This is a genomic window from Rhodanobacter sp. UC4452_H20 (assembly GCF_052978205.1).
Window position 1 is genome coordinate 2,557,946 of sequence record NZ_CM129662.1, and the last position, 18,552, is coordinate 2,576,497.

The window sequence follows — 18,552 nt, forward strand, 5'->3', positions numbered from 1 at the left end:
TGGTGTGTTCCGATCAACCGCGCCGGCTGCCCTGCGCGGCGCGGATCTGTGCATCGACCGCGGCCACCGCGGTCATGTTGACGATGCGGCGCACGGTGGAGGCTGGCGTGAGGATGTGCGCGGAGCGGTTGACGCCCATCAGGATCGGCCCGATCGAGACGCCGTCGGTCATCACCCGCACGATGTTGTAGGCGATGTTGGCCGCGTCCAGGTTCGGCATCACGAACAGGTTGGCGCGGCCGCTGAGCGTGGTGTGCGGGAACATGCGCAGGCGCAGCGCCTCGTCCCAGGCGGTGTCGGCCTGCATCTCGCCGTCCATGTCCAGCTTGGGCGCGCGCGCCTTGAGGATCTGCCAGGCCTTGCGCATCTTCGCCGCGCTGGGGTTGTCGTGGCTGCCGTAGTTGGAGTGCGAGAGCAGCGCCACCTTGGGCTCGATGCCGAAGTTCTTCAGCCGGTAGCAGGCCTGCAGCGTCGCCTCGGCGATCTGCTCGGCGGTGGGATCGACCTGCACGTGGGTGTCGAGGAAGAACCACGCACCCTTGTCGTTGATCACGCCGCTCATCGCCGAGGTGCACGACACGCCGGGGTCGAGCCCGAACACGCTGCGCAGGTAGCCGAGTTTCTTGTGGTAGCGACCCACGATGCCGCAGATCATGGCGTCCGCCTCGCCGCGTTCGACCATCATCGCGGCGATCAGGGTCGGCCGCGAGCGCAGCAGGTTCTTCGCCGCCGCCGGGCTGACCCCGCGCCGTTCGGTCATGGCGTGGTACTGCTGCCAGTAGTCGTTGAAGCGCGGGTCGTCGTGGATGTTGGTCAGCTCGAAATCCACGCCGGCGCGCATGCGCAGGCCCAGCCGCTGGATGCGCGTGTCGATCACGTCCGGGCGGCCGATCAGGATCGGCCGCGCGATGCGCTCGTCGATCACCGTCTGCACCGCGCGCAGCACGATCTCCTCCTCGCCCTCGGCGTATACCACCCGCTTGGGATCGGCGCGGGCGCGCTCGTACACCGGCTTCATCAGCAGGCCGGTGCGGTAGATGAACTGGCCGAGCTTCTCCTTGTAGGCGTCCATGTCCACGATCGGCCGGGTGGCCACGCCCGAATCCATCGCCGCCTGCGCCACCGCGGGCGCCAGCATCACCAGCAGGCGCCGGTCGAACGGACGCGGGATCAGGTATTCCGGGCCGAAACAGGGGATCTCGCCGCCGTAGGCACTGCCCAGGTCGGAGGCCTCCATGCGTGCCAGCGCGGCGATGGCGCGCACGCAGGCGGTCTTCATCGCCTCGTTGATCACGGTGGCGCCCACGTCCAGCGCACCGCGGAAGATATAGGGGAAGCACAGCGCGTTGTTGACCTGGTTCGGATAATCCGAACGGCCGGTGGCGATGATGCAGTCCGGCCGCACCGCCTTGGCGTCTTCCGGGGTGATCTCGGGGTTCGGGTTGGCCAGCGCCAGGATCACCGGGCGCTCGGCCATCGTGGCGACCATCTCCGGCTTGAGGATGCCGCCGGCGGACAGGCCCAGGAACACGTCCGCCCCCGCCACGATCTCGGCCAGGCTGCGCTTGGGCGTGTCGCGCGCGTAGCGCGCCTTGTCCGGGTCGAGGTTGCTGCGGCCGGTGTGGATCACGCCCTCGCGGTCGAACGCGAGGATGTTCTCCGGCCGCACGCCCAGCGCCACCAGCATGTCGAGGCAGGCGATGCCGGCTGCACCGGCGCCGGTGGTGGCGAGCTTGATGTCCGCGATGTTCTTGCCGACCACCTCCAGCGCATTGACCAGGGCGGCGCCGACGATGATCGCGGTGCCGTGCTGGTCATCGTGGAACACCGGGATCTTCATCCGCTCGCGCAGCTTGCGCTCGACGATGAAGCACTCCGGCGCCTTGATGTCCTCCAGGTTGATGCCGCCGAAGGTGGGCTCCAGGCTGGCGATGATCTCGACCAGCTTGTCCGGGTCGTTCTCGTCGATCTCGATGTCGAACACGTCGATGCCGGCGAACTTCTGGAACAGGATGCCCTTGCCTTCCATCACCGGCTTGGCCGCCAGCGGCCCGATGTCGCCCAGACCAAGCACCGCGGTGCCGTTGGTGATCACCGCCACCAGGTTGGAGCGTACGGTGTACTCCGCCGCCGTCGCGGGGTCCTCGACGATCGCGTCGCACGCCGCCGCCACGCCCGGCGAATACGCCAGCGACAGGTCGCGCTGGGTCAGCAGGGCGGTGGTCGGGGTGATCTTGATCTTGCCCGGCCGCGGATGACGGTGATACTCCAGCGCGGCGAGGCGCAGTTCTTCGGGGAGGGCCATGGGAGGGGCTTTTTTCCAGTGAGTGGGCGCCATCGCGCGAGCGCGGATGGCTGGCGAGAATGTTAGCACCTGGGCCTGCGTCGCTGGCCCACGCCCGGCGCCCTCACGCGCCCGGCAGCAGGTCGTCCTCGCGCACCCGATCCATGTGGATGCCGTTGATGAACACCGAGAACGCCAGCTTTCCGGCCAGCCCGTGCACGTGCTGCATCCATGGCGGCAGCCAGCGCGGCGGCACGATCGCGCCGGAGGCGAAATGCGGCTGCAGGCTGATCACGTCGTGCAGCGCCAGCTTGCCGGCGAACAGATAGCGCAGCAGATCCAGCCGGCGCTGGCGCAGGGCCCAGCGGAAGAACGTGTGCACGGTGAGCAGGCCGGACAGGTAGACGTTGTCCTTGGCGAACACCGCGCCGCCGCCCGGCGGCACGCCGCGGAACACCCGCTGCGCCGAATGGAAGCTGTCGGCCACGCTCTGCCCGCGCGCATGGAAGTAGCGATAGACCTCGACGAAATCGGCGCCGCCCAGGGCCATGTCGATCGCCACGATGCGCAGGCTGATGCGTTTCAGCCGGGCGATGTCGATCGCCCCCGACATCAGCTCGGCGAATACCGCCAGCCCTTCCTGGGTGGCGGTGACCCGCGGCGAGGTGCGCCCCAGCGACGCCAGCAACGGCTGGCGCCGGCCGTTCAGCGCGGTCAGCGAATGCACGAAGGCCTCGTGCGCCAGCAACTGGTGGTGGTCGTACTGGCTGAAGCTGGCGCCGCCGCGCAGGCGGATGCGGGTGGCGCCGGCGGCGGCCTTGGCGGTGAGCTCGGGATCGACCTCGACGCGGATCGTGCCGTCGCCGAAGAAGACATCCAGCGTCTCGGCCAGCGCCGCGCGCAGCACCTCCGCGTCGATGTCGCCGCCGTCGTCGGCGAGCAGGTCGGCGCCCAGTTCGTCGGACAGCTCGACGAAATAGCGCGCGGCATCCAGGTTGCTGCGCTGGCTGCCGGGGATGCGGTCGTCCGGCTTGCCGTACAGCGCGATCGACGGCGCGGTCACGCCGGCCGTACCCACCGCCTCGAGCATCTGCGCGGCGACCTGCCAGGACTCGGCGGTGCGGCGCAGGTACTCGCCCAGCGGATCGCCCGCGCCGACCTCCACCGCCGCCGTCTCGATCGCCGCCAGTTCGGTGCGCGCCGCCGCCAGCCCGGGCACCTGGTAGGACACCGCCGGCAGGCTGAAGCGGCCCTGGCCGTAGGCCTCGATCATGCGGTTTTCCAGCGACGCGGGCCACGCCACCGTGGGCAATATGTGGATGCCGCGCACCGCCGCCAGCAAGCGCTGGTCCAGCGCCGCGTAGCGTTGCAGCTCCGGTGCAATGGCCGCGTTCATCGCGAGACCCCGGCACGCCGCGCACCGTCGGCGCGAATTCTTCCCGGGCTGCCCCCGCGCGCCATCGAACTACTCCCGCTCGCGCTTGACGCGGTGGCCGCGCGGCGGCTCCAGCGGGCGGCCGCCGCGCTGACGGCGCAATCGCGCTTCGAGGGTGGCAGCCTGTTCCTCCCGCTCGTCGTGCAGCTTGAGGTAACTGCGCCAGCGCTCGGCGCTCAGCTCGCCGGTGTCCAGCGCCACCTGCACCGCGCAACCGGGCTCGCTGCCGTGGCCGCAATCGGCGAAGCGGCACTGCTCGGCGAGCGCCTCGATGTCGGCGAACAGGTCGAGCTGCTCCTCGCCGGTCAGTTTCAGCTCGCGCATGCCGGGGGTGTCGATCAGGCAACCGCCCGAGGGCAACTGCAGCAGCGCGCGGTGGGTGGTGGTGTGGCGACCGCGGCTGTCGTGGCTGCGCACGGCGGCGGTGGCCATGGTCGCGGTGCCGAACAAGGTATTCGTCAACGTCGATTTGCCGGCGCCGGAGGAGCCCACCAGCACCGCGCTGTCACCCGGCTGCAGGTAGCGCGCCAGCTCCTGCGCGCTGGCGGGGTCCTTGCAGTTGAGCGCATGGATCGGCGTGTCCTGCGGCAGGCGCGCGCGCAGCGCGGCGACCTTCGCCGCCGCATCCTCGTGCTTGTCCAGCTTGCTCAGCAGCACCACCGGCTGCGCGCCGGAGCCTTCGGTCAGCGACAGGTAGCGCTCGATGCGGGCGGGGTTGAAGTCGCCGTCCAGCCCGGTCAGCACCAGCACGTAGTCGACATTGGTGGCGATCAGCTGGCGCTCGTAGCGCTCGCCCGCGGCGGCGCGCGACAACATGCTGCGGCGCGCTCCCACGCTGACGATGTGCGGCGGCGTGCCGTCGGCCACCTCCACGAAATCGCCCACCACCGGTCGCTCGGCGGGGTCGATGCCGCGCTTGAGGAAGCGGCCGTCCGGCTGCGCGCCGAACAGTGCGTGGCCATCGTGCAGTTCATAACCGGCGCGATGCTGCGCCACCACCCGCGCCAGGCGCAGGCCGCCGGCCGGCAGGCGGTCGCCGCGCCAGCCGATATGCCGCAGCCGCTCGATCGTTTCGACATCACTCATGGCGAGACTTGCCTGGCATGGTGGGGCGATTATGCCCTGCCCGGCCACGGCCCGACGATGGTCAGCGTCGCGCCCGCCGATCGGCTCGCGCTGCACTGCATCACGCTGCTAGCATCCACGTCGCCGGCGTTCGCGCCGTTTCCCACCCGCAAAGGAACCCAGGCGTTGGCTCCGATCATCCCCAGTGCGCACCTGGCAGACGTGCGCTACGAGATCCGCGGTGCGCTGACCCGCCGTGCCCGCGAGCTGGAATCCGCCGGACGCGACATCATCAAGCTGAATATCGGCAACCCCGGCCGCTACGGCTTCGAGGCGCCGGCGCACCTGCGCGAGGCGATCGCCAGCCACCTGCACGAGAGCGACGCCTACGGCCACGAGCAGGGACTGGAAGCGGCGCGCGAGGCGATCGCCGCGCAGCAACGCAGCCGCGGAGCGCGGCACGTGCAGCCCGAGCGCATCTTCATCGGCAACGGGGTCAGCGAACTGATCGACCTGGCTTTGCGGGCTCTGCTGCAGCCCGGCGACGAGGTGCTGCTGCCGAGCCCGGACTACCCGCTGTGGAGCGCGGCCACCATCCTCAACGGCGGACGGCCGCAGTACTACCGCTGCCCGGCCAGCCGCGGCCACCTGCCCGACCCGGACGAGGTGGAGGCGCTGGTCACCCCGCGCACCCGCGCGCTGGTACTCATCAACCCCAACAACCCGACCGGCGCGGTCTATCCGCGCGAGCTGCTGCAGCGGCTGGCCGAAGTCGCAGCGCGGCACGGCCTGTTGCTGCTCGCCGATGAAATCTACGACGAGATCCTCTACGACGGCGCGCACTTCCAGCCACTGGCGGAAGTCGCCGGCGAACTGCCCTGCCTGAGCTTCGGCGGGCTCAGCAAGGTGCATCGCGCCTGCGGCTATCGGGTCGGCTGGATGAGCCTGTCCGGCGCGCCCGCGGGAACGTCGGTGTATCGCGACGCGCTGCAACTGCTGGCCGCATTGCGCCTGTGCGCCAACGTGACCGCGCAGTGGGCGGTGCCGCCCGCCTTGCAGGACGCGCCGACGATCGGCGCCCTGACCGCGCCGGGCGGGCGCCTGCACGAGGCGCGCGCGGCGGTGCTGCAGGGAGTCGTCGCCAGCGAACACCTCGACCTGGTGGCGCCGGCCGGCGCGTTGTATGCGTTCCCCGCGGTGCGCGCCGAACGCATCCCGCAGTTCGACGACGAATCCTTCGCCCTGCGCCTGCTCGAAGAGGAGTCGGTGCTGGTGGTGCCCGGCAGCAGCTTCAACGTGTCGCGCAGCCGCCACTTCCGGCTGACCCTGCTGCCGCCGCCCGCGCAGCTGCACGAGGTGTTCGTGCGGATCGAGCAGGTGCTGCAGCGGATGGCGCGCGAACAGGCGGACAACGCCGTCGTCGCGGCCTGAGGCTTGTCGATGCCCGCATCCCGCTCGCCGCTGCGTCACCTCGCGCTCGGCGATTCCTACACCGTCGGCGAAGCCGTGGCCGCGAACGCGTGCTGGCCCGCGGTGCTGGCGCAGCAGCTGCGCCGCGGCGGCGCGGCGGTCGACGAGCCATGCCTCGTGGCCGTCACCGGCTGGACCACCGACGAGCTGGCACGAGGCATGGATCAGGCCGCGCTGGCGCCGCCCTACGATCTGGTCACCCTGCAGATCGGCGTCAACAACCAGTATCGCGGCCGCAGCCTCGATGAATACGCGGCGCAGTTCGCCGCCTTGCTCGAACGCGCCATCGCGCTGGCCGGCGGGCGCGTCGCGCGGACGCTGGTGGTCTCCATCCCCGATTGGGGCGTCACCCCCTTTGCGCGCGAACAAGGCCGCGATGCGGCGCGGATCGCCCGCGAACTGGACGATTTCAACGCGCGTGCCCGCGGCCTGGCGGCAAGCCGCGGCGTCCGCTTTGTCGACATCACCCCGATCTCGCGCCGGCATCCGGAGCTGGTCGCCGCGGACGGCCTGCATCCGTCGGCGGAGCAGTACGCGCTTTGGGCAGATGCGATCGCGCCGGCCGCGCGCGCGGCGCTGTCGCGGCCACCTTGAAAGCTTCGCTGCGCGCCGTCATCTCCACGGCGTATCATTTGTCCCTTTACCCGGAGCCCTGCATGTCACTGGACAACACCACCCGCGAACGCATCGAGAGCCTGCTCAAGGAGCACCGCGTGGTGCTGTTCATGAAAGGCGACCGCCACCAGCCGATGTGCGGTTTCTCCGCCGCCGCGACCAACACGCTCAACGAGCTGCTGCCGGAGTACCACACGGTCAACGTGCTGGACGACCCGGAGATCCGCGAGGGCATCAAGCTCTACGGCGAGTGGCCCACGATCCCGCAGCTGTACGTCGGCGGCGAGCTGATCGGCGGCGCCGACATCATCAGCCAGATGTACCGCAGCGGCGAGCTGCATGCGGTGTTCGGCATGCCGGCACCGGATCGCACCCCGCCGGAAATCACCATCACCGATGCCGCCGCCGAGGCGATCCGCCAGGGCACGGCCAATGCGCAAGGCATGGTCCTGCACCTGGAAATCGGCCCGGATCACGGCGCCGGCTTCCAGCTGGCACCGGCCGGCGAACATGACGTGGTGACGCAGTCCAACGGACTGGAAGTGCATTTCGACCCCGCCAGCGCCCAGCGCGCGCGCGGCATCGTGATCGACTGGGTTTCCACCGTGCAGGGCGAGGGACTCAGCCTGACCTTCCCCGGCGCGAAGTAAGCACGCCTTCGCCCACCCGGCCGGCTCTGCGCCGGCCCGGGCGGCCGGACCCCATCAGGCTTGCGCGGGCGGGGCGGTGGCGTCGTTGAAATCGCTGATCGCCTCGACCAGGTCGGTCACCGCGGCCCGCTCGGCCTCGCTCAGGTCGGGGTTCCAGCTGTCCAGGATCAGCACCACGCGGGTTTCGCCGCTGCGGTTCCACGCCTCGTGGAGGAAGGTGTCGTCGAACGTCACGCACTTGCCGGGCTGCCAGACATGCTCCTGGCCACCGACGTTGATGGCGCAATGGTCCGGCACGATCAGCGGCAGATGGGTGACCAGCCGGGTGTTGGTGACCCCGCGATGCGGCAGGATGTGCGTGCCAGGCCGCAGCACCGAGAACAGCGTCTCCGGCGCGTGGTCGCGGATGCGGACCAGCGGCAACCGGTCGAGGATGCCGGCGGTGATCGGGCAAGCCGCGCAATGGTCGTCGTAGCGCTTGCCGTGGCGATAGAAGAAGTACGCGTCCCACGCCGCCTCGTCCTTGCCCCACGACTTCAGCATCTCGCCGGTCGCCGGGCCGGCGGATGTGCCCAGGAAGGGTTCGAGATCGCGCGCTGCGCCCAGCTGCTCTTCCAGTTCGCCCCGAATATCGCCGGTTGCCTGCTCGAGCGCTTCCAGCCACGGGAAACGCGAGCGCTCGTAGTAGGGCTGGCTCGGCACGCCGGCGAAGTAGAGGAATTTCGGCTGCTGGCGGGCGTCGGGGATGTTCGCCGGCTGCTCGCCAAGATAGATCGAAAGGCTTTGCTCGACGCGGGTCAGCTCCGACGCGCCGTAACGATCGCGCAGCGGCTCCAGCACCTCGCTGAACAAGCGGCGACGTTCGCGGTTCACGTAGTTGATGGCGTACTTCACCAGCTCGCGCACGGCCGGTGCGGTGGTCTGGTCGTTCGTCCAGCGGCCCTGGTTCTGCGCCGTGCGGATGGCGGTGTACCAGGTCACCAGCGCATCGTGCGCGCGCCCGAGCTGTTCCTGGGCCACGCCCAGCTGCAGCCGCGCGACAAATGCCTGCGGCGCCAGTTGCAGGCTGCGCTGCAGCGTGCCGGCGGCGTCGCCGAAATCGCCATTGGCCAGTTGCACTGCCCCCAGCAGCTGCAACAGGTCGACCCGCTCCGGTTCCCGCGCGACAGCGTGCAATGACAGATCCCTCGCCGGAACCAGCTCGCCGCGCGCGTAATGGCGGCTGGCCAGGAAACTGAGCGCCTCGACATCGTGCGGCAGCAGTTCCAGCAGGTGACGGAAGAACTGCTCGGCCGTTTCCGGGTCACGCCGTTGCAACCGCTCGTGGGCGGCGCGGCGGCAGGCTTCGGGAGTCAGCGGGTGGGTCATGTCCATGGAACAGTGCCTTGGAGTGCTGCCGTGCGCCAGCACGGGCGGGAGCCAAACGGGCATAATACGCGTTCATTGCCGCTCGATGGTGGCAGCCGGACTGCGCCGGACGCGCCTTCGGCCACGGCTCACCCAAACCGGATCGTGGAGAAAGCATGGCAACGCGGCTGGATGGACTTACCCCGACCACCGCCCGCCGCGTCGTCGCGGCGGGTGAGTCGCTCGACGCGGGACGCGTGGAGGAGGCGATGCGGCAATTGGCGGGCATCGAGCGCAACGAGGCGCACCATCCGGAAATCCTGCGCATGCACGCCGGCATCCTCGGCATGCGCGGTCAGCACCGCGACGCCATCGCCGTCATGCGCGACGCCATGGCCATGCGGCCCGACGACCCGGTCTACCACAACACGCTGGGCAGCCTGCAAGGCCAGGCGGGCGATTACGACGCGGCAATCGAATCGCTGCGGCGCAGCTGCGAGCTGCAGCCGACGCTGGGCATGGCCTGGTACAACCTGGGCGTGATGCTGACGCGCTCGGTGCGCAACGACGAGGCCACCGCGGCGCTGCAACGCGCAGTGGAGCTGGAACCACGCCACATGCAGGCACGTGCGCTGCTTGCCGACATCCTGCGCATGCAGGGTCGTGCTGACGAGGCCGCGGCCGAGTATCGGCGCGTGCTGGCCGAGAACCCCGGCGCGGGCATGGCATGGTGGGGCCTGGCCGACCTGCGCAGCGGCCAGTTCAGCGAGGAAGACATCGCCAGCATGCAGGCGACGCTGCAGGACCGGTGCAACAGCGACGACGACCTGATCGCGACCGGCTTCGCGCTGGCCGCCGCGCTGCACGATCATGGTCACCCGGCAGCCGCCCTGCGGGCCATCGAGCAGGCCAACAACCTGGCGCGACGCCGCCGGCACTGGGATCGCGGCGCGTTCTCCGCCAGCGTGACGGCGCTCAACCAGGCGTTCGACCCGCCGCCCGAAGGCGCGCCCGGCGAGCTGGGAAGGGAGGTGATCTTCATCGTCGGCCTGCCGCGCTCCGGCTCCACCCTGGTCGAGCAGATCCTCGCCTCGCATTCCCGGGTGGAGGGCGCCGGCGAGCTGTCCGACCTCCCGCAGGTGCTGGCCGAGGAATCGCGTCGGCGCGGACAACCTTTCCCGCAGTGGGTGAAAGCCATGCAGCCGGCCGACTGGCAGCGACTGGGCCAGCGTTACCTCGAGCGGACCGCACACTGGCGGCGCCATCGTCCGATGTTCACCGACAAGCTCCCCAGCAACTGGATCTATGCCGGCGCGATCCGCGCCATGCTGCCGCAGGCACGCATCATCGGCTGTCGGCGCGATCCGCTCGAGACCTGCTTCTCGTGCTACCGGCAACGCCTGGAGAACAACGAGTACACCCGCGACTTCGACGATCTGGCCAGCTTCTGGGGCGATTTCGATCGCAGCCTCACGCATTGGCAGCGGCTGCATCCGCAGCACGTGCTGGAGTTCCGCCACGAGGATCTGCAGGCCGATCCGCCGCAGCATATCCGCGCGCTGCTGGATTTCTGCGACCTGCCCTACGAGGAGGCTTGCGAACGCTTCCACGAAAGCAGCCGCGAGGTGCGCTCGCCCAGCGCCAGCCAGGTGCGTCAGCCGCTGCGGCGCGACACCGCGCACACCGCGGCTTACGCCGAGCTGCTCGATCCGCTGCGCCGGGCGCTCGGATTGGCGCCGTGGAAGTCCGCGGTCCACTGAGCCGGGATGAGCGCGACCGACAAGCCCGGTTCAGTCGCCGCCCGGCGCGAACAGGCCTTGACCGAACATCTGCGGCGGGCCGCATCGACGCCGGACGACGGCAAGCTGCTGCTCCAGGCCTGGACTGACGCCACCGACGCCGAGTGGCTGGCGCTGATCCAGCGCCTGATGCTGGAACGCGACCACTGCACGTGGAACATGCTGCAGCATGCACTGCAGGCCCATCCCCGCTCCACTGCATTGCGTCAGGCGCAGGCGGGCCTGCTGCTCCAGCGTGGCGACGCCCGCGCCGCCGAAGAGCTGCTGCGGGCGCTGCTGGCGGAACCCTCGGCGCAGTTGGCCAGCAGTTTCACGCTGGCGCGGCTGCTGAAGGGCCAGGGCCGCATGCGCGCGGTCGCCGACGTGATGCGCGGTGCGTTCCCTGCGTCCGGAGGCGACCTCGAACAGCGCATCCAGGCCATCGAGTTGCTGGACGACTGCGGGCGCAAGCACGATGCGGCGGACCTTGCCGAGGTGGAGATCGCGGCCGGTAATGCCGATCCGCGGCTGCATGCCTACGCCGGCATGCTGCAGGCGCAACTGGGCCGCTTCGACGTGGCGCGCGAGCGCTATGCCTTCGTGGCGGCAAACAGCCCGCAGGCTCCCGACTGGCACGTGCCGCAGGGGCTGGCGGGGCTGCAACGCTATGCCGATGCCGGTCATCCTGACTTTGCCCTGTTTCGCCGCTACCTGGCCGCGCCGTTGAACGACGACGCCCGCACGTCGCTGCTGTTTGCGCTGGGCAAGGCCCATGACGACATCGGCGAGTACGCCCAAGCGGCGCACTTCCTGCGCGATGCCAACGCCCGCGCCGCGGCCAAGGCGCACTGGTCGCGCAAGCGGTGGGCGCGGAGCATCGAAGTTCGGCGCAAGCGTCGGCTGCCCGCGGTCACCCTTGAGCCCGAGCCGGGCTGGACGCCCGTGTTCATCGTCGGAGTACCGCGTTCGGGTACCACCCTGGTGGCGCGACAGCTGGCGGAGCATGCGCTGGTCTGCCATCGCGGCGAATCGCCGTGGCTGCCCGCGCTGGCCGAACGGATCGACGGCACGGAGGGCGGGGATTATCGGCAACGACTGGCTGACGCCGCAGCGACATACGCCGCACAGCTGCGCCAGGACGATGCGCCCGCGGCGCGCTGGTTCATCGACAAGCAGCCGCGCAACTTCCTGCATGTCGACCTGATTCTTTCCTTGTTCCCGAACGCGAGGATCATCCAGTGCCAGCGTCGCGCGCGCGACATCGCGCTGTCGCTGTGGATGCAGTCATTCCACGACCGCAGCCTGGATTTCTCCTGCGACTTCGCCGACATCGCGGCCTACATCCGCGGCGCGCGTCAATTGATGGCCGGCTGGCAGGCACGCTACCCGCACGCTGTGCGAACGATCCGCTACGAGGAACTGGCGGCGGACCCGGCGACGTCCCTGGCCGGACTGGCGCAATGGCTCGGCTTGCCGCGATCACCGGCCGCATCCACCGACCACGATCATGCGATCAGCACCGCCAGCCTGTGGCAGGCGCGCCAGCCGGTCCACACGCGCTCGGTCGATCGGTGGCGCTGTTACGCGCCGTTCCTGCCCGAGCTCATGCAGATCGCCGAGGACTGAGCCTGCACCGAAACGGCACGGCATCCGCCGCGAGGCCAGCGCGCCTGATTCGGGCGGGCACGAGCGTGCACGCGCCGGACCTGCGATCGAAAGCCACGGGCGTGCTTCTTTTCGCGGACCGCGGATGCGGCTCAGTGACCGCCTTCCGTCGTGTAGCCCCAGTGGTCGAGCATGGGCTGCAGGATCGCCTGGGCCGGCGCCAGCGCCTCGCCGTAGCGCAACCAGCGCCCCAGCCCCTTGCGGTTGACCGGCTGGATCACCTGCGTGTAGCTGGGTGTGGCGATGTAACCCTTCTGTCGTGCGTGCCTGTCGAAATCGAGCAGCGGCGAGGCATCGTCCAGGCCAAGGAAATCGCCGATGCGTTGCGTCTGCGTCGCCGGATCGGCCACCAGGTCCTCGTAGCGCGAGACCAGCACCGAAGGCTGGAAAACCTCGACGTGGTGAAGCCACGACTGCATCGCCTCGACGTAGGCCTGTGCCAGGCGCTCAAGTGAGGCACCGGCCGCCGCCAGCACGCTGGCACGATAGTTCTGCATGTAGTTGCTGATCAGCACGTCGCAGGGATGGCGCAGGGCCAGGATGAACCGTGCTTGCGGGAACAGGCGGTGGATCATCGGCAGCCACAGCATGTTCAACGGGTTCTTGTCGACCAGGCGACTGTCCCAGCGCCGGGCGATCTTCGAGCACACCATGGAGACGTAGCCCTTGCGCAGTTCGTCGCAGGCATGCTGGTCGAGCCGGGCAATATCGGCGGGCATGTGCAGGCCATGGTCCGCGAGTTGGTCGGCGAGCAGGTTGAAGAACGGCCGCTCGTCCATCGACTGCAAGGTCGGATGGGCATCCAGCATCTGCTCGAGCAGGGTGGTGCCGGAGCGCGGGAAGCCGACGATGAATACGGGCGAGTCCTTCGACTCCGGGGCGGACAGGTGTGGCCAGCGCTGGTAATCCTCCCGCGTCACGCGGGCGACGGCAGCCGGCAGAAGCGGTGCGCCGGGTTCGAATCGCGCCGGCACCGCCTGCTTCAGCTCCTCTACCTGAAGGGCATGCGCCTCGGCCAGCGCAGCCAGGGTGGCCTCGACGTCACCGAGCTTGTCGCAAGCCTCGGCGAGCGCGAAATAGTGCGCGAAATCGTAGTCGTGGCGCGGACCGGTCTGCTCCAGCAGCTCGCGCGCGCCGGCATGATTGCCGCTGCGCGCCTCCAGTGCGGCGGACAGATGGGCAAGGTCGCGTCGCTGGGCGTCGTCGAGCTTCCCGGCCTGAGCGCTGATCTCCTGCATCACGGCGCGCGAGCGGTCGAGCTGGTTGACCCGCTCGTAGACCGCCGCCAGCAGCAACCGCGCGCCCAGTGAGGGCGTGGAGCGGGCGCAAAGGTCTTCCAGCAGCACCCGCGACGCGTTGGCATCGCCCATGACCAGTTTGAGATCCGCCAGTTGGGCCTGCAGCTCGTCGTCCAGGGGCATCCACTCGCGCCAGTGCTCGGTGAGCTGGTCGGCCCGGTAATCGCGGCAGACCGCGCAGGCGCGCGCGGCATGGATGCGTGCCGCGACCGAGTCCGGCGCCAGCACCGTGGCCTTGAGCAGGGAGTCCCGCGCCGCCAGGAAGTCCCGGTCGTGGAACTGCAGCAGACCGCGGTTGATCCATTGCTCCGCATTGTCCGGCGCCAGCCGCAGCGCCATGTCGACGGCACGCGCCGCCTCGGCCAGCTGTCCGTCCTGGCGCAGCACGGTGGCGTAGTTGCCCCAGTGGACCGCGTCCCCGGGGCACAGCTCCACCAGCCGGGCGTAGACCGGCAGGGCGTCGGCCCGCCTGTTCTGATGCGACAGCGCGAGAGCCAGCAGGAACAAGGTGTCAGGGTCGTCTCCGCCTTGCGCCAGCGCCTGGCGGCACAACGCTTCGGCGACGTCCGGACGGCCGGTTTGCAGAGCAGCGATGATGTCTTGGTTGGTCACGATGGCACCAAAAAAAGAGCCGCGCAGGAACCCTGCGCGGCTCGTTGCAACGTTGTCAGCCGAAGCCGACGCGAACGATCAGAACTTCACTTCCACGCGGCCCCAGAAGTAGCGACCCTGCAGGTCGAAGTCGCTGGGGTCGGTGTTGGCGTTGAGCGTGTTGTTCGCATACAGGAACGGCGGCTGCTTGTCGGCGACGTTGTTCACGCCGAACGACACGCGGGTGTTGAGCGGCTCGATGTTGTAGCCGATCGACACGTCGCTGTAGATCGTCGAACCGAACTTCATCACGTAGTTGGGGTAGCTCGGGATCGGCGAAGCGGCGTAGCCCGGGACTGCGCGGCCCATCTGGAACCCACCGATGTAACGCATGCGCCAGGACGCATCCCAGTTGCCCAGGTTCCAGTTCACGAAGCCCTTGCCGCGCCAGCGCGGGAACAGGCAGACGCCGCCACCGCTCGGGCAGGAAGCCGATTCCGGCGAACCGTAGAAGCCGAAGTAACCGGCGTCATGATAGGTGACGTTGGCGTCCGAACCCGGCGCCGTCTGCTGGTCGTAACGGGTCAGGTAGGTGCCGTCCACGCCCACCACGAAGTTGCCGAAGCTGAACTGCGGCAGCTTGTAGCGCACCGAGAAGTCCACGCCGCTGGCGTCGGTACGGCCCAGGTTACCGGTCGGCTCGCCGATCTGGATGATCTGGCCCGGGTCGTTGGAGCTGAGCGGCTTGCGCGTGATCAGCGGGCAGAACTTGGTGTTGCCGGCATAGCACTGGTCAAGCACCGTCTGGGCGCCGATCGAAGTGATCGTGTCCGTCAGGTACAGGCGCCAGTAGTCCGCGCTCATCGACAGGCCCGGGGCCCAGCTCGGCGAGTAGACCGCGCCGAAGTCGAACGAGCGACCCTGCTCCGGCCCGAGCGGGAAGTTGAAGTACTGCGAGCCGGCGGCAATGCCCTTGCTCTGCTGGCCCAGGGCGACGTCGCGGTCGACGAAGGTGCCGTCGGTCGGCACGCCCACGCAAGCCGGGTTGCCGGCGGTGGTGATGCCGTCGCAGGGATCGTTGCTGAGCTTCGGTGCGTCGCTGAGCGGAGCACCGAACACATCCGACGTGGTCGGGGCACGGAAGACGTCGGACACGGTGCCACGCAGCAGCAGGTCCTGGATCGGCCGGTATTCCAACGCAAACTTGAAGTTGTTGGTGCTGCCGAAGGTGCTGTACTTGGAGTAGCGGTCACCGATGGTGACGTTCAGCGCCTGGATGCCCGGCAGGTTGCTGAGCACCGGGATGAACAGCTCGCCGTAGCCTTCCTTCACGTTGTAGCCACCCTGGAGGGGCGAGCTGCACTGGCTGCCCAAGGTGCAGTTGCCGGTCTCCGGGTCGAGCAGCAGCACCGGATCGATCGTGCTGTGGGTGTACTCCTTGCGGTACTCCGCACCCAAGGCGAGCTGCACCGTGCCGGCCGGCAGGTCGAACAGACCGCCGGTGAGGTTGGCCGAGTAGGTCTTCTGGATGTCGATCTGGTTGTTGATGGCCGGCGAGGCGATCTTCTGCAGCACGGCGACCGAGTTCGGATCGAACTGGTTGAACGGGTTGAACGGGGTGCAACCGGCGATGATGTTGCCCGGCGTGCCGCACTTCACGACACCGTCGGTGTCCATGAACGACGGACCGAGGTCCTTGTTCATCAGGTCCACGTTGGGCAGGCCGCGGGTGATGGTGTTCGTGGAAAGATGGCCGTAGTTGTAGCCGGCATCCCAGGTCCAGTTCTGGTCGAAGATGGTGAAGTCACCCTTCAGGCCCGTCGCCACCTGGTCGGTGGTCAGACCGAAGTTGGCCGAACGGTTGCCGGCGGACACCAGGCGCAGGCGGAAGTCATTGCCATCCGGGTTGAAGTCCACGCCGAACGGGTTGTAGTAGCTGTCCTTGGAGATGTAACCGCCGTAGATGACGCCGAACAGCGACGGGGCCAGCTGGAAGCCGGAGGTCGTCTTGTTGTGGTACGCGGTCAGGTAGGCCTCGACATGATCCGTCAGGTTGTAGGTGCCCTTGATGAAGCCGCTGGTGCGCTCCTGCGGGGTCTGGATCAGGTTGACCGTGGCGTAGTTGTACTTGTCGCTGTTGCCGAAGCAGTGGTAGTCGGTGTTGACGTTCTGACCGCTGGCACCCGGATTCAGCGCCACGTTCTTGCAGCCGTACTGGGCCTGCAGCGCGGCCGGCAACTGGATGTTGCCGTAGGCCGGGAAGCTGGAACCGCCGATGTACGAGTAGATCGCGCTGTTCGGGCTGCCGGTGATCGAGACCGAGTTCTTCGAGAAGTCGCGGTTCGAAGCCTCCACGCCATCGGTCTTGTTGTAGTCGATGCCACCCATGATGCTGCCCTTGTCGCCGGTCTGACCGAACGTGAAGGAGTAGCCGGTGGACTTGCCGTCGTTGCGATCGGACTCGCCGTAGGTCGCCGAGAACTGCGCGCCCTGGTAGTCCTTCTTGAGCACGAAGTTGACCACGCCGGCGATTGCGTCGGAGCCGTAGATGGCGGACGCGCCGTCGGTCAGCACTTCAACGCGCTCGATCATGTCGACCGGAATCGTGTTGGGGTCGGTGTTGACGACGCGACGGCCGTCGACAAGGATCAGGGTGCGCTGCGAACCCAGGCCGCGCAGGCCGATCGAGGAGCCGCCGGTGCCGCCGGCGTTGTTGACCTGCGGGTTGACCACGCCGCCGGTGACGGAGGGCAGTTCCTGCACCAGGTCGCCCACGGTCAGCGCGCCAGTGGCCTTGATCTCCTGCGCGTCCATGACAACCACCGGGTTGGAGGTTTCCAGGTCGACACGGCGAATGTTGGAACCGGTGACCACCACCGTCTGCAGCGTCTGTGCCTTCTGGGTGCTGGGCTGGTTGGCCGCATCCTGGTTGCCCGTGTCCTGGGCGAAGGCCGTGCCGGAAGCACCGACCGCAATGACAGCACCCAGCGAAAGCGCCAGGCGAACTGCCGAAGAAAGTTTCTTGACCCCAAGTTTCATTACGACACCCTCCGAATTGATTTTTGTCATGGGCCTGCACCGCTCAGCCCAGAAGTACAACCCGACCTGTTCTCAGACCGATGGATTTCGGACCCATGAGCTCCCGATCCGCGCCGATACTAACAGGCAAATAACGCTATGTGAACCGACATCATACACTTGGCGAAGCGTCGTCATTCAGCCTTTGTTGAACCGTCTGGCGCGGCCGCTTCGGCATTTCGGCCGTGAAAAGCTGGGGCAGGACGCGCCACCGCCCGGCCAGCCGTACCGCAAAAAGGTCGCACGTGCTCCGCTGACGGCCTTGGTGTGGCAGGCTACGTGCTATGTTCTGATGGTCACTCATGGCGGGGGCGACATGATGCGAATGGGCTTGGCAATCGACGCGGCCTGCGACCTGTCGCAGTCCTTCCTGGAACGGAACAACATCGCCGTCATGCCGATCACGGTGAAGATCGACGGCGAAACGTTCATGGACGATCGCAAGCCCGGCGAATTGCAGCGATTCATCGCTCGCCGGCTGGGCAGCCGCAGCCATTCGGCAGAGACCGAGCCCTGCCCGGTGGAGGACGTGCAGCAGTTGTTCCTGGGCAAGCTGGTGCTGGAACAGGACTGCGTGTTCTGCCTGACCATCACCGCCACGCGCAGCCCGATCAACGACAACGTCAACAAGGCGAGCTTCGCCATCCTGAAAAACTACCGCCAGGTCCGCGAGCAGGCCGGGGTGGCCGGACCGTTCATGATGCGCGTGATCGACACCCGCAATATCTTCGCCGGCGCCGCGCCGGTGGTGTACGCGGCCACCCGCATGATCGCCGCCGGCGCCGCACCCGCGGCGATCCGCGAGCGGTTGCTGGATCTCGCCAACCACACCTACGGCTACATGCTGCCGCGCGACCTTTATTACATTCGCGCGCGTGCCAAGAAGAAGAACGATCGCAGCGTCAGCCTGTTCACCGCGATGCTGGGTTCGGCACTGGACATCAAGCCGATCCTGCGCTGCTTCCGCGGCGAGACCGGCCCGGTTGGCAAGGTGCGCGGCTTCGAGCAGGGCGCCGAAGCCCTGTTCGGCTACGCCGCCAAGCGGGTCAGGGCCGGCCTGCTGGTGCCGTTGGTCTGCGTCAGCTACGGCGGGGACCTGGCCGTGCTGGACCAGTTCCCCGGGTACGCCGAGCTGCGCGCGGCGTGCGAAGAAAGCAGCGTCGAACTGATGGAAGCCCCGATGAGCATCACCGGCATGGTGAATGTCGGCGAAGGCGCGGTCACCCTGGGCCTGGTGGCCGAGGAGCACGAACCGGAGTTCTGAGGCCGCCGCCGC

General features: G+C 68.4%; 11 protein-coding genes and 1 pseudogene. 6 read left to right on the top strand and 6 right to left on the bottom strand.

Annotation, left to right across the window (positions count from 1 at the left end):
- Positions 1-13: 13 nt before the first annotated feature.
- From ACVCMC_RS12110 to rsgA, 3 genes are all read right to left on the bottom strand, one after another.
- Entirely contained in the window at positions 14-2,305 is a 2,292-nt protein-coding gene (locus tag ACVCMC_RS12110; RefSeq protein ID WP_447097454.1) for an NADP-dependent malic enzyme, read from the bottom strand.
- Between the two features lie 103 nt (positions 2,306-2,408).
- Positions 2,409-3,680: a flavohemoglobin expression-modulating QEGLA motif protein gene (locus ACVCMC_RS12115; RefSeq protein WP_447097455.1), complete on the bottom strand. Its 1,272-nt coding sequence runs from the start codon at positions 3,678-3,680 to the stop codon at positions 2,409-2,411.
- A 69-nt stretch (positions 3,681-3,749) separates the two neighbouring features.
- Positions 3,750-4,805: a ribosome small subunit-dependent GTPase A gene (rsgA, locus tag ACVCMC_RS12120; protein ID WP_447097456.1), complete on the bottom strand. Its 1,056-nt coding sequence runs from the start codon at positions 4,803-4,805 to the stop codon at positions 3,750-3,752.
- A gap of 165 nt (positions 4,806-4,970) precedes the next feature.
- Here rsgA and ACVCMC_RS12125 point away from each other — a divergent pair, with 165 nt between their 5' ends.
- From ACVCMC_RS12125 to grxD, 3 genes and pseudogenes are all read left to right on the top strand, one after another.
- Positions 4,971-6,215, top strand: coding sequence for an aminotransferase class I/II-fold pyridoxal phosphate-dependent enzyme (locus ACVCMC_RS12125; RefSeq protein WP_447097457.1), 1,245 nt, complete (start codon positions 4,971-4,973; stop codon positions 6,213-6,215).
- A gap of 9 nt (positions 6,216-6,224) precedes the next feature.
- Positions 6,225-6,848, top strand: coding sequence for an SGNH/GDSL hydrolase family protein (locus tag ACVCMC_RS12130; protein WP_447097458.1), 624 nt, complete (start codon positions 6,225-6,227; stop codon positions 6,846-6,848).
- A 62-nt stretch (positions 6,849-6,910) separates the two neighbouring features.
- Positions 6,911-7,513: pseudogene (grxD, locus tag ACVCMC_RS12135) on the top strand (Grx4 family monothiol glutaredoxin); the annotation flags it as partial.
- Positions 7,514-7,573: 60 nt separating this feature from the next.
- Here grxD and ACVCMC_RS12140 read toward each other — a convergent pair.
- On the bottom strand, positions 7,574-8,893 hold the full coding sequence (locus tag ACVCMC_RS12140; RefSeq protein ID WP_447097459.1) for an aspartyl/asparaginyl beta-hydroxylase domain-containing protein: 1,320 nt from the start codon (positions 8,891-8,893) through the stop codon (positions 7,574-7,576).
- Positions 8,894-9,042: 149 nt separating this feature from the next.
- On the opposite strand from ACVCMC_RS12140, the gene ACVCMC_RS12145 reads away from it, so the two are divergent.
- Positions 9,043-10,626 carry a tetratricopeptide repeat-containing sulfotransferase family protein gene (locus tag ACVCMC_RS12145; protein ID WP_447097460.1) on the top strand — a complete coding sequence of 528 codons (1,584 nt, stop codon included), beginning with the start codon at positions 9,043-9,045 and terminating at the stop codon, positions 10,624-10,626.
- A 6-nt stretch (positions 10,627-10,632) separates the two neighbouring features.
- On the top strand, positions 10,633-12,270 hold the full coding sequence (locus tag ACVCMC_RS12150) for a tetratricopeptide repeat-containing sulfotransferase family protein (RefSeq protein WP_447097461.1): 1,638 nt from the start codon (positions 10,633-10,635) through the stop codon (positions 12,268-12,270).
- A gap of 131 nt (positions 12,271-12,401) precedes the next feature.
- Here the strand turns inward: ACVCMC_RS12150 and ACVCMC_RS12155 are convergent, their stop codons facing one another.
- Both ACVCMC_RS12155 and ACVCMC_RS12160 read right to left on the bottom strand, forming a co-directional pair.
- The gene (locus ACVCMC_RS12155) at positions 12,402-14,219 is read right to left on the bottom strand and encodes a sulfotransferase (protein ID WP_447097462.1); all 1,818 of its coding nucleotides are present in this window, start codon (positions 14,217-14,219) and stop codon (positions 12,402-12,404) included.
- 78 nt (positions 14,220-14,297) lie between these two features.
- On the bottom strand, positions 14,298-17,237 hold the full coding sequence (locus ACVCMC_RS12160) for a TonB-dependent receptor plug domain-containing protein (protein WP_447097463.1): 2,940 nt from the start codon (positions 17,235-17,237) through the stop codon (positions 14,298-14,300).
- A gap of 358 nt (positions 17,238-17,595) precedes the next feature.
- On the opposite strand from ACVCMC_RS12160, the gene ACVCMC_RS12165 reads away from it, so the two are divergent.
- Positions 17,596-18,540, top strand: a complete 945-nt coding sequence (locus tag ACVCMC_RS12165) for a DegV family protein (protein WP_447099494.1) — start codon at positions 17,596-17,598, stop codon at positions 18,538-18,540.
- The last annotated feature ends 12 nt before the right edge of the window (positions 18,541-18,552 follow it).

Bases quoted from the DNA above. Each gene is read 5' to 3' on its own strand.
- ACVCMC_RS12110 (WP_447097454.1), bottom strand. From the start codon at position 2,305: ATGGCCCTCCCCGAAGAACTGCGCCTCGCCGCGCTGGAGTATCACCGT.
- ACVCMC_RS12115 (WP_447097455.1), bottom strand. From the start codon at position 3,680: ATGAACGCGGCCATTGCACCGGAGCTGCAACGCTACGCGGCGCTGGAC.
- rsgA (WP_447097456.1), bottom strand. From the start codon at position 4,805: ATGAGTGATGTCGAAACGATCGAGCGGCTGCGGCATATCGGCTGGCGC.
- ACVCMC_RS12130 (WP_447097458.1), top strand. From the start codon at position 6,225: ATGCCCGCATCCCGCTCGCCGCTGCGTCACCTCGCGCTCGGCGATTCC.
- ACVCMC_RS12140 (WP_447097459.1), bottom strand. From the start codon at position 8,893: ATGGACATGACCCACCCGCTGACTCCCGAAGCCTGCCGCCGCGCCGCC.
- ACVCMC_RS12145 (WP_447097460.1), top strand. From the start codon at position 9,043: ATGGCAACGCGGCTGGATGGACTTACCCCGACCACCGCCCGCCGCGTC.
- ACVCMC_RS12150 (WP_447097461.1), top strand. From the start codon at position 10,633: ATGAGCGCGACCGACAAGCCCGGTTCAGTCGCCGCCCGGCGCGAACAG.
- ACVCMC_RS12160 (WP_447097463.1), bottom strand. From the start codon at position 17,237: ATGAAACTTGGGGTCAAGAAACTTTCTTCGGCAGTTCGCCTGGCGCTT.
- ACVCMC_RS12165 (WP_447099494.1), top strand. From the start codon at position 17,596: ATGCGAATGGGCTTGGCAATCGACGCGGCCTGCGACCTGTCGCAGTCC.